This window comes from Pseudomonas sp. LBUM1663 (genome assembly GCF_059695905.1).
On record NZ_CP166792.1, the window covers coordinates 4,589,866 to 4,603,068 of the forward strand.

Below are 13,203 nucleotides of genomic sequence, written 5' to 3' on the forward strand. Positions count from 1 at the left end.
CCACAGGTTTGGTGTCGATCATAAAAATTGCGAACGACACAAATCCTGTAGGAGCGAGGCTTGCCCGCGAAGAGGCCCGCACAAACGCTAGAAAATCAAAGCCCCTCCAGCTCCGCCATCAAGTCATTGAGGCGATCCACCTTCTCCTCGGTGATGTCACTCGCCGCCAACCCGTCGATGTATTCGGCCAACTCCGCCACCGTGCTGCACTCGAACATCGCCCGCAACGGCACATCGCGTTGCAGGGCTTTCTGCACCCGCGAAGCGATCTGCGTCGCCAGCAACGAATGCCCGCCCAGTTCGAAGAAGTTGTCTTGCACGCCGACCTTCTCGACCTTCAGCACCTCGGCCCAGATAGCGGCCAATGTCTGCTCCAGCTCAGTGCGCGGCGCTTGGTAATCCTGGCTCTGCAACTGGCCGATCTCCAGCGCCGGCAGTGCCTTGCGGTCGAGTTTGCCGTTGGCATTGAGCGGCATCCGCGCCAGCCACAGCCAGTGCAGCGGCACCATGTATTCCGGGAGCTCGGCGCGCAGACGTTGCTTGATGCGCTCCAGTCGTTCGGTCGGGTTCATCGCCGAGTCAGCCGTAACCAGGTAGCCGACCAGATGCTTGCCGTTCAAGCCTTCCTGCACGCCGACCGCCGCTTCGCGCACTTCCGGTTGCTCATGCAGACGGGCTTCGATTTCACCCAGCTCGATGCGGTAACCACGGATCTTCACTTGATGGTCGATACGCCCGACGTATTCCAGCACCCCGTCGCTGCGACGTCGGGCGAGGTCGCCGGTGCGATACAGACGATCCCCCGGCGCACCGAACGGGTTCGGCACAAACACCTGCGCCGTGCGCAGCGGATCGCTGACATAACCGCGCCCGACGCCGGTGCCGGCCACGCACAACTCGCCCACCGCACCCAACGGCACCAGTTCCAGCGCGCCATCGAGCAGGTACAAACGGTTGTTGTCGGTCGGCGTACCGATCGGCAGGTAACTGCCACGGGTCGAAGCCATGTCCACGCGGAAGAACGCCACGTCGTCGGAACACTCCGCCGGGCCATAAGCGTTCACCAATCCGATATCCGGGTAACGCAGCAACCACTGATGCGCCAGCTCCGGCGGCATCGCTTCACCCGTCGGCAACATCCAGCGCAGGCCGTCGAGGCTCATGCGCTCCTGGGCGAGCATGCCCTGAATGAGCGACGGCACGCTTTCCAGCACGGTGATGCCCTGGGCCGACACATGCGCCAGCAACCCTTGCGGATCATGGGCGATGGTGTTCGGCACAATGTCCACCCGCGCCCCGAACAGCGGTGCGGCGAGGAACTGCCACACCGAGATGTCGAAGCTTTGCGAAGCGGTCTGGGCGATCACGTCGGCATCACTGAGATTAAGGTACGGCACCTTGCTCAATTGGTTGTTGAGCATGCCGCGCTGCTCGACCATCACACCTTTGGGCAAACCGGTGGAACCCGAGGTGTAGATCACATAAGCGAGGTTGTCCGGGCCGCTGTAAATCTGAGGATTCGCCACCGATGCAGCGCTCGTCTGGACCTCTTCCCACACCAGCAATTTCGGCCGATTGGCGCAACTGAACTCCTCCAGCAGCGCGACCGCCTGTTCACGGCAGGCCTGCGTGCAGACCAGCAACGGCGTGCGGCTCAGGTCGATGATCCGGCTCAGACGCTGACTCGGCAGCCCCGGGTCCAGCGGCAGATAACCCGCGCCCGCCTTGAAGCTGCCGATGATCATGCCGAGCAGATTGAGGTTGCGTTCGGCCAGCAACGCCACCGGTTGATCCAGCCCGACCCCGGCCGAGATCAACGCATGACCGAGGCGGTTGCTGCGCTGGTTCAGTTCGACATAACTGTGTTGCTGATTCAGGCAACTCGCGGCAATCCGCTGCGGATGCCGGGCGACCTGCGCTTCGAACAACGCGACATAGCTTTGTTCCAGCGGGTAATCGTGCTCACTCTGGTTGCAGCCGTGGATCAGGAAGTCCTGCTCCTCGGCGCCCAGCAAAGGCAAGTCCGCCATGTCGCCATGGAAACCGTCGACCAGCGCCAGCAGCAAACGTTTGAACTCGCCGAGCATGCGCTCGACGGTCGATTCGTCGAAATAACGCTGGTCGTAAGACAGGTGCAGCCCCAGGTCATCGCCCGGGTAGCAGACCGCCGTCAGCGGGAAGTTGGTATGGGTGCGGCCCGAATCCGACGTGGCATTGAGGCTCTGCGCACGGTCCAGCACCGAGACTTCCACCGGGGCGTTTTCGAACACGAACAGGCTGTCGAACAGCGGTTGGCCCTTGGGCAGTTCGCTGTTTTCCTGAATGCTCACCAGCGGCAGGTATTCGTACTCACGCAGCTGCATGTTGCTGTCGAGCAAACCGCTCAACCACTGGCGCACACTGCAACGCTGATCGTCCTCGGGCATTTTCACCCGCAACGCGATGCTGTTGATGAACAGCCCGACGGTGCGCTGCATCTGCGGCATGTCCACCGGACGCCCGGCCACCGTGACGCCGAACAGCACGTCGCGATCACCGCTCAAACGCCGCAGCACCAAGGCCCACGCCGCTTGGGCGAAGGTGTTGATGGTCAGCTGATGCGCTTGCGCCAGTTCGCGCAGCTGCGCACCGTCGCGAGCATCAAGCCTTGTGTAGCGGTCGCCGACGATCATGCCGCCGCTTTCACCGGCATGTTCACGCAGGAACGGTCGGTCGCTCGGAATCGGCGTGGTCCGTTCGAAACCTTGCAAGTTGGTTTTCCACCACTGCCGCGCCTCGGCCAGGCTCTGGCGTTGCAGCCAGCCAATGTAGTCGCGATAACGCGGGGGCACGGCCAGTTGCGCTTCCCGGCCTTCACCGAGGGCGGTGTAGATCTCGAAGAAATCGTTCATCAGCAGCGAGCGGCACCAGGCATCGATGAGGAGGTGGTGGTTGCTCATCATGAACCAGTAACGCGCCGCGCCGACCTTGATCAAGCGCAGGTGGAACGGCGCCTGATTGAGCAAATCGAACCCGGCTTCGCGCTCGCTTTTGAGCAGCGCTTGCAGTTTCGGCTCCTGCTCGGCTTCGGCAATCGCCGTCCAGTCGAGGATCTCGATCGGTGTGCTGCCGGGCTTGTGGATCACTTGCAGCATGTCTTCGCCGACGTTCCAGCAGAACGAGGCGCGCAGGGCTTCGTGACGGGCGATCACCGCTTGCCAGGCCTGGGCGAATCGCTGCGGATCGAGTTCGCTGCTGATGCGGTAGCGGTCCTGCATGTAGTAGAGGCCGGTGCCCGGTTCCAGCAAGGTGTGCAGCAGCATGCCTTCCTGCATCGGGGTCAACGGGTAGACGTCCTCGATGACGGCGGCCGGAATCGGCAGCGCATCCAACTGCAGCTGAGTCAGTCTGGCCAGCGGGAAATCCGACGGCGTGAGGCCGCCGGCATCGTCTTGCAGGCAATGTTCGATCAGGCTTTGCAGCTCGCCCAGGTAGGCATCCGCCAGATCGCTGATGGTCTGCGGATTGTGGCGTTCGGCGCTGAAGGTCCAGCGCAGCACCAGTTCACCGCCGTACACCTGACTGTCGACGCTCAGTTCATTGGGCAGCGGCGCCTGCGGGTCGTGGGCCGCACCGACAGGCTCGTCCAGCGGACGGAACAAAGCGTCCGCGCCGAAGCTCTGGTCGAACTGACCAAGGTAGTTGAAGGTGATCGGCGCCACCGGCAACCCGGCCAGGGTCTGGCGACTCAGATCATCGGCCAGGTAACGCAGCACGCCATAACCCAGGCCTTTGTGCGGCACGCCACGCAGTTGTTCCTTGATCGCCTTGATCGAGGCGCCCTGCCCGTTCGCCGGCACAAGGCGTAACGGATAAGCGCTGGTGAACCAGCCGACGGTGCGGGTCAGGTCAATTTCGTCGAACAGGGTTTCGCGGCCGTGGCCTTCGAGTTGAATCAGCGCCGATTCCTCTCCGCTCCAGTGGCACAGCACACGGGCCAACGCGGTCAGCAGCAGGTCGTTGACTTGCGTGCGATAGGCACTCGGCGCCTGTTGCAGCAACTGGCGAGTACGCTCGGCATCGAGCCGCACGCTGACGGTTTGCGCATGCCGGTTCTGCCGCCCGCCCTTGGGACGATCACACGGCAGCTCAGCACTCGGCCCGGCCAGTTGCGCCTGCCACCAGCACAGTTCTTCACGCAGGGATTCGCTGCCGGCATAGGCCTGTAAACGGGCGGACCAATCCTTGAACGCACTGGTTTTCGCCGGCAGTTTGACCGACTGCTGAGCGTCCAGTTGACGGTAAACGGTTTGCAGATCGTCCAGCAGCACCCGCCATGAAACACCGTCCACCACCAGGTGGTGAATGGCGATGAACAGCCGTTGTTCGCCCTCGGGACCATCGACCAGCAACACGCGCATCAGCGGGCCGTGTTCGAGGTCAAGGCTGCGCTGGGCATCGGCGAACAGCGCGGCGCATTTGTCCATGGACGAAACCCGCACTTGCCACAGCACCGGCACGTCGGACATCGTCTGATGCTCGGCGCGCCATTGCGCGCCGGTTTGAGTGAATCGCAGACGCAAGGCGTCGTGCTGTTCGATCACCGCCAGCAGCGCTTGCTCCAGGCGATGGGGTTCCAGCGCGGCGGTCGGTTCCAGCAGCAACGCCTGGTTCCAGTGCTGACGCTCGGGAATGTCAGTGTCGAAGAACCAGTGCTGAATCGGCGTCAGACGCGATTCACCTGTGAGCAGGCCCTGCTCGGCGGTGATCTGCTCGGTACGGGTGGCCACGGCGGCCAGGGTCTGCACCGTCTGGTGCTGGAACAGATCACGCGGACTGAAATGAATGCCCTGTTGCCGCGCACGGCTGACCACCTGGATCGACAGAATCGAATCGCCGCCCAGTTCAAAGAAGTTGTCGTTGAGGCCCACTTGCTCGACGTTCAGCACCTCGCACCAAATGCCGGCCAAGGTCAGTTCCAACTCGTTGCTCGGCGCCACGTAGTGCTGACGATTTAGTTCCGGGTCCGGCGCTGGCAAGGCGCGGCGGTCGAGTTTGCCGTTGGCGGTCAGCGGCATGCTGGAAAGCAGGATCAGGTGCGTCGGCACCATGTAATCCGGCAGTTGCGACTTGAGGTGATGCTTCAAGGCTTCGCGCAGTGCCGTCTGCTGTGTGTCGTCCTGCTCGGCAACGTCGGTCACCAGATAGCCGACCAGTTGTTTGCCGCTCGGCGCGTCGAGGGCCAGGACCACGGCTTCGCGGATCGATTCATGTTCCAGCAGACGGGTTTCGATTTCGCCCAGTTCGATGCGGAAACCGCGAATCTTCACTTGATGGTCGATGCGCCCCAGGTACTCCACCAAGCCATCGGCACGCTGGCGTACCAGGTCGCCGGTGCGGTACAGACGTCCGCCATCGGCGGCGAACGGATCCGCCACAAATCGTTCGGCGGTCATGCCCGGACGTTGGTGATAACCCTGCGCCAGACCGGCACCGCCGACGAACAACTCGCCGGTCGCGCCTTGCGGTACCAGGGCCAGGTCGGCGTCGAGGATGTAGGCGACCCGCGCGCCGATCACGCTGCCGATCGGCACGCTGCCCAAGCCTTCTTCCAGCTGTTCGGGTGCCAGACTCGCCAACGGCATGACCACGGTTTCGGTCGGGCCATAGGCATTGAAAAACAGGCTCGGTTTGAACGCCGCACGAATTCGCGTCAGGTGTTCACCGGTCAGGGCTTCGCCGCCGGTGATGCACATGCGCACCGGCAAGGTTTCGCCCTGGGTCGCCAGCCACTGCGCCAATTGGCTGCCGTAGCTTGGGGTGAAGCCGAGGATGTTGATGTGGTGGCGACGAATGAGCCCACAGATTTCTTCCGCGTCCCATTGGCCTTGGGCGCGCAGCACAACGTGCGCGCCACTCAACAACGGCACCAGCAAACGCTCGGTCGCAGCGTCGAAGTTGATCGAATAAAAATGCAGCTCGCAATCGTCCGGGCGCATGCCGAAGCGCTCAATGACCGCTTGGCAATGCATGGCGATTTCACCGTGGGACACCACCACGCCTTTCGGTTTGCCGGTCGAACCCGAGGTGTAAATCAGGTACGCCTGATGTTGCGGCAGGCTGATAAACGGCAGCTCTGTGGCCGGATAATTGGCCAACGCGGCGGTGTCCTCTTCGAGGCACCAACGGCCGACGGAGGCCGGCAATTCGCCGAGCGCGTCGAACATTGCCGCATCGCTGAGCAGCAAACCAATGCCACTGTCCTCGATCATGTAATGCAGGCGATCGAGCGGGTATTCCGGGTCCAGCGGCACATAAGCGCCGCCGGCCTTGAGGATCGCCAGCAGGCCGACGACCATTTCCAGCGAACGCTCAAGCGCCAGACCAACGCGAACCTGCGGGCCGACACCGCGTTCGCGAAGCATCCAGGCCAGGCGATTGGCGCGGCTGTCGAGTTCGGCGTAGCTCAGGGTTTCACCCGCAAACGTCAACGCCGGTGCGTCTTTGCGGGTAAGGGCCTGCTCGCTGAACAGGTGATGAATGCACTGGTCGAGGCGATGCTCGCCCGGTTCGACGCCAAGGCTGTCCAACAGCTTTTGCTGCTCGCCGGCGTCGAGCAACGGCAGCTCGCTGAGGCGCTGTTGCTGATCGCTCAGCAGCGCTTCCAGCAGATTGCGCCAGTGCCCGGCCATGCGTGCAATGCGCGGTTCATCGAACAAATCGGTGCTGTAGGTCAGGCAGCAACCCAGTCGATGATCGAGGTCGGTGACTTCCAGGTTGAGGTCGAACTTGGTCGCCCGGGCATCGTTGGCCAGGTACTCGACGGTCATGCCGGCCAGGGTGCGGCTCTGCTGGAATTCCCAGCGCTGTACGTTGCACATCACCTGGAAAAGCGGGTTGTAAGCGGCGCTGCGCGGTGGCTGCAACGCTTCTACCAAGTGATCGAATGGCAAGTCCTGATGGGACTGGCCTTCGATCACCGTGTGGCGCACCTGCTCGAACAATTCACCCACGGACATCTGCCCGTCGAGCTGGCAACGCAACACCTGGGTGTTGAGGAACGCACCGATCAGCCCTTCGCTTTCCGGGCGAATCCGGTTGGCCACCGGCGCGCCAATGCGCAGGTCGTTCTGGCCGCTGTAGCGGTAAAGCAGCACGGCCAGCGCGGCGGTCATGGTCATGAACAGGGTCAGGCCGTTTTGTGCGTTGAAGGCGCGGACCCGTGCGGCGAGGTCATCGCTCAGGTCGAAACGGAACAATTCACCCTGATGGCTTTGTACCGGCGGACGCGGACGGTCGGCCGGCAATTCCAGCAACGGATGTTCGCGGCCCAGTTGCGCGGTCCAGTAGTCGAGCTGGCGTTGGCGCTCGCCGGACTCCAGCCACTGGCGCTGCCAGACGCTGTAATCCAGGTATTGCACCGGCAGCGGTGCCAGCGGCGATTCGCGGTCGTCGACGAACGCTTCGTACAGCGCGCTGAGTTCCCGGGCGAAGATGTCCATCGCCCAGCCTTCGGTGACGATGTGGTGCAAAGTCAGCACCAGGTAGTGTTCGTGCTCGGCGGTCTTGACCAGACACGCGCGCAGCAGCGGACCGGTTTCCAGGTCGAACGGTTTATGCGCCTCATCGTCAGCCAGTTGCTGCACCCGTTGCTCACGGCTGTCGGCCTCCAGCGCCGAGAAGTCCTTCCAGTCCATGCGCATGCCGGTTTGCGCATGCACCTGTTGCCGGGCCACGCCGTCGATGCTCGGGAACGTGGTGCGCAGGGTTTCGTGACGCATGATCAGCGCTTGCAACGCCGCTTCGAAACGCCCGACATCGAGTACACCGCGCAGCCGCGCCATACCGCCGACGTTATAGGCAGGGCTGTCCGGCTCCATTTGCCAGAGGAACCACATGCGTTGCTGGGAATACGACAGCGGCACCGGTTGGTTGCGGTCGACTTTCTCGATGGGCGGTTGCTGGTTGGTCTTGCCGCTGGCCTGGATCCGTTGAACCTGTTCGGCAAACCCGCCCAGCTCACTGTTTTCGAACAGCGCCCGCAGCGGCAACTCGACGTCGCAGGCCTGACGGGTACGGGAAATGATTTGCGTGGCCAGCAACGAATGACCGCCGAGGGCGAAGAAATCGTCGCGCAGGCCGATCTGCGCAAGGCCCAGCACTTCGCGCCAGATGCCGGCGATTTGCTGCTCCAGCGCCGTGACCGGCTCGACGTGTTCGCGCACTTGCCGTTGCGGTTCGGGCAAGGCACGACGGTCGAGTTTGCCGCTTGGGCTCAAGGGCATTTCGTCCAGCCGCATCAGCTGCGCCGGGACCATGTATTCCGGCAGTTCGGCCGCCAGCGCGGCTTTCAGACGCGCGCTTTGAGCATCAACCGCTTCGATGCAATCGGTGGCGGTGTAGTAACCGATCAACTGACCACCGGCTGCCGTTTCGCGCACCAGCACCACGGCTTGGGCAACGCCCTCCTGGGCCAGCAAACGGGCTTCGATTTCTTCGGGCTCGACACGGAAGCCGCGCAGCTTGACCTGCTGATCGAGACGGCCGAGGTATTCGATCACGCCATCCGCCGTCCAGCGCGCACGGTCGCCGGTGCGGTACAGACGCGCGCCCTGCTCGCCCAGTGGATCGACGACAAAACGTTCAGCGGTCAGACCCGGACGGCCCAGATAGCCACGGGCCGGGCCGATGCCGCTGATGCACAGCTCACCCGGCACACCGGCCGGCACCAGATTGAGGTCGCTGTCGAGTACGCGGCACACCACGTTGCCCAACGGCCGGCCAATCGGCGAGCGCTCGCCATCGGCGCGGGTGCAGTGCCAATGGGTGACGTTGATAGCGGTTTCGGTCGGGCCGTAGCGGTTGTGCAGTTGCACGGCCGGCAACTGTTGCAGCACGCGGTTGCGCAGCTCGGCGGGCAAGGCTTCGCCACCGGAGAAAACCCGACGCAGGCTAGTGCATTCGGCGGTCAGCGGCTCATCAATGAACAACGAAAGCAGTGGCGGTACGAAGTGCAACGTGGTCACGCCGTATTGCTGGACCAGCTGCGCGATGCGATGCGGGTCGCGGTGCTCACCGGGGCCGGCGATCAGCAAGCGTGCGCCGGTGATCAGCGGCCAGAAGCACTCCCACACCGACACGTCGAAACTGATCGGGGCTTTTTGCATCAGCACGTCGGTGTCGTTCAAACCGTAGGTGTTCTGCATCCATTGCAGGCGCTCGGCGAGCGCCGCGTGGGTGTTGCCGACACCCTTCGGCTGGCCGGTGGAACCGGAGGTGTAAATCACGTAGGCGAGGTTGTCGCCATGCAGATGCAGCCCTGGCGCTTGGCTTGGCCAGTTCTCCAGATGCAGCGCATCCATGGCGATCACGCTGACGCCGTCGGTGGCCGGCAGGCGTTCGAGCAACTGGGTCTGGGTCAGCAGCAACTCGACGCCGCTGTCGCTGAGCATGTAGGCCAGGCGCTCGGCCGGGTAATCCGGGTCCAGCGGCACATAGGCGCCACCGGCCTTGATGATCGCCAGCAGACCGATCAGCAATTGCGGCGAACGCTCGGCGGCGATGGCCACGCAAACGTCCGGGCCAACGCCTTTGTCGCGCAGGTAATGGGCCAGGCGGTTGGCCTGGGTGTGCAGTTCGGCGAAATCGAGGGCGCCGCCGTCCCACATCAGCGCGGTGCGTTCCGAGGTCTGGCGCGCTTGCTCATTGAGCATTTCCGGCAACCATTGGCTGGCCGGTGTGCACGGTGCGGCGCTCCAGGACGTTTGTTGGCCGTGTTCGCTTGCGCTCAGCAGTGGCAGGTCGCCAATGGCGGTGGACGGTTGCTCGCAAATGGCCCGCAGCAGGTTGCTGAAATGCTCGGCCAGACGTTCGATGGTCGTCGCGTCGAACAGCTCGCTGGCGTAGTCGAAGGACAGGCTCAGGCGACCCTTCTGGTCTTCTTCGCTGTGCAGTTGCAGGTCGAACTTGGCTTCGCGGCTGTGCCACGGCAGTTCTTCTGCGAGCAATCCAGGCAGGCGACGCAACGCGCTCAAATCCCGTTGCTGGTGGTTGAACATCACCTGGAACAAGCCTTGTTCGCGGGCTTGCGGGAAGGCTTCGAGCAGTTGTTCGAACGGCAGATCCTGATGCGCTTGTGCGCCCAGCGCAGCCTGGCGGGTTTGCGCCAACAGCTCCAAGAATGACAGGCGCGAATCCACCTCGGCACGCAGCACTTGGGTGTTGATGAAGAAGCCGATCAGCCCTTGGGTTTCCAGGCGCGGGCGGTTGGCATTCGGCACGCCGATGCGGATGTCGCGCTGGCCGCTGTAGCGGTGCAACAGGCTCTGGAACGCGGCGAGCAACAGCATGAAGGGCGTCGATTCATGCGCCTGGGCGGTCTGGCGAATGGCATCGCTCAAGGTCGCATTTAAACGCACGGTATGGCGGGCGGCGCTGTGAACGTGATGCGCCGAGCGCGGGTGATCGGTGGCCAAGGTCAGGGTCGGATGCTCGTCACCCAACTGTGCTTTCCAGTAGGCGAGTTGCCGTTCGCCCTCCCCTTGCGCCAGCCATTGACGCTGCCAGCTGCCGTAATCGGCGTATTGGGTCGGCAATGCGGGAAGCGAGGCCTTTTGTCCTTGGGAGGCCGCAGCGTACACGCGCGAGAACTCGTCGATCAGCACGTTCAGCGACCAGCCATCGGCGATGATGTGGTGCATCGTGACCAGCAGTTGATGGTCCTCGTCGTCGAGGCGCACCAGCGTCACCCACAGCAGCGGGCCTTTTTCCAGATCGAACTGGGTGCGGGCTTCGTCCTCACGGATTTGCAGCGCGCGGGCTTCACGCTCGGCGGCGGGCAGGTCGCTGATGTCGATCAATTGCAGGTTGAATTCGCCCGCCGCATCGACCTGTTGCAGCGCCACGCCGTCCCGTTCGAAGAACCGTGTGCGCAGGGATTCATGACGCTCGATCAGTTGCTGGAAACTGGCGCGCAAGGCGTCTTCGTCCAGCTCGCCACGCAGGCGCAAGGCCCCGGGAATGTTGTAGGCGCTGCTGTGCGGGTCGAGTTGCCAGGTGATCCAGAGGCGGTTTTGCGCCAAGGATTGTGGCATCGGTTCGTTGCGCGACAGCGGTGTGATCGCGCCCTGGGCCAGGCCGCCGTCCTGCTGCAACTGAGCGACAGCGGCGGTGAACGCGCCAAGGGTTGGCGCTTCGAACAGCAGGCGCAGGTTCAGCTCCAGACTGAGTGCTTCACGCAGCCGCGCCACCACTTGAGTGGCGGCGATGGAATTGCCGCCGTGCAGGAAGAAGTGATCGTCGGCGTTGACCTGTTTGACCTGCAGTTGCTCGCTCCAGATCTGGCCGATCAAGGCTTCTAGCTCAGAACTTGTTTCGGCTTTGGCGTCGCTCTGAACATCTGCCGACGGGAACAGCGCATAGCTGTCGAGGCTGCCGTCCGCCAGACGATTGCGGCAGGCCGAACGTTGCAGTTTGCCGCTGGAGGTCTTGGGTAATGTGCCCGGATTGAGCAGCACCACCACGCTCGGCGCTTCCTGATACGCCTCGGCCACCGCCTGGCGGATGGCTTTGATCAATGCGTCGGGCGGGAGGATTTTCTGCACGCTGCGGCTGATTTCCGCGGCAATGCCGATGCCTTCCTGACCGTCGATATTGACCGCGAAAGCGGCGACGCGACCTTTTCGCACCACTTCCACTTCGCGTTCGATGGTCTGTTCGATGTCTTGCGGGTACAGGTTCTGGCCGCGAACGATCAGCATGTCTTTCAGGCGACCGGTGATGAACAGTTCACCGTCACGCATGAAGCCCAGGTCGCCCGTGCGCAGCCAGGTCCGATTGTTGTGCTGGACGAAGGTCTTGGCGCTGGCCTCGGGGTTGCGCCAGTAGCCATGGGCGATGCTTGGCCCGGCGGCCCAGACTTCGCCGATGGCGTTATCGGCGAGTTCATTGAGCGCGACGGGGTCGACAATCAACACCGCATGATCCGGCTGACTGATGCCACAACTCATGATCGCGCTGCCTTCGCCAATCTCCGCTCGGTTCCGGGCCAAGGCTTGGTCGTCTACGCGCAGGTTGCCGATGCCCTGACCGCGCGGGGTTCCGGCGACGAACAAGGTGGCTTCGGCCAACCCGTAAGACGCCATGAAGCTGTCGGTGGTGAAACCGCACGCCGCGAACTTTTCGCCGAAGCGATCGAGGGTGTCGAGACGAATCGGTTCGGAGCCGGAATACGCCACGCGCCAGCCGCTCAGGTCGAGGCGCTCCAGCGCTGATTCGCTGACGCGCTCGCTGCACAGGCGATAGGCGAAATCCGGGCCGCCGCTGATGGTGCCGCCGTATTCGCTGATCGCTTCCAGCCAGCGCAATGGCCGACCAAGGAAGTACGCCGGCGACATCAACACGCACGGCACGCCGCTGAAAATCGGCTGCAACAGACCGCCGATCAGGCCCATGTCGTGGTACAGCGGCAGCCAGCTGACGATCACGTCGTCCGGGTTCAGGTCGATACCGAAGCCATGACGGATCAGCAGTTCATTGGCCACCAAGTTGCCGTGACTGACTTGCACCCCTTTGGGCAACGCGGTGGAACCGGAGGTGTATTGCAGGAAGGCGATGTGGTCGCCGGCCAGGTTCGGCGCGATCCAGCTGTCGGCCAAGGCACCGTCCAGGGTGTCGACGCACAGCAGCGGCGGCGCACCTTCAATCTGCAGCAAGGCGTCGCGCAGGCCGGCGCTGGTCAGCAGCAGGCGCGGCTCGGCATCGCTGATGATCGACTGCAAACGTTCCTGGTGATGACGTTTAGCCGACTCCGGCGGATAAGCCGGCACCGCGATCACACCGGCGTACAGGCAGCCAAAAAAAGCCGCGACGTAATCCGGGCCGCTCGGGAACAGCAGCACGGCGCGATCGCCAAATTCAGCCTCGGCCTGCAACGCACCGGCAATGGTTCGCGCCCGCTGATCCAGCTCGCGATAACTGAGCACCACGGCCTGATTCGGGGTGTCGGCGAGAAAACGCAAGGCCACCCGATCCGGCGTCAGGGCCGCACGGCGCTGGAGGGCTTGGACCAGATTGCTTGGGAGTTCGAACGCGTCGGTCATGAGGTTTCCTGCCTGAATTCGGCTTGCAAATGGAATCGGTTTTCTTACGTCACGCCCACTAAAGGGCATGCAGGACGCGGTCTTCGCCGACTGCGCAAGGCATTGGGAATGCTGTTTTGGCCCG

Annotated in this window: 1 protein-coding gene; it reads right to left on the bottom strand. The window is 63.2% G+C overall.

Going from position 1 to position 13,203, the window contains the following annotated elements:
• Window positions 1-95: 95 nt before the first annotated feature.
• On the bottom strand, window positions 96-13,079 hold the full coding sequence (locus tag ACA075_RS21015) for a non-ribosomal peptide synthetase (protein ID WP_497295112.1): 12,984 nt from the start codon (window positions 13,077-13,079) through the stop codon (window positions 96-98).
• Between the last annotated feature and the right edge of the window lie 124 nt (window positions 13,080-13,203).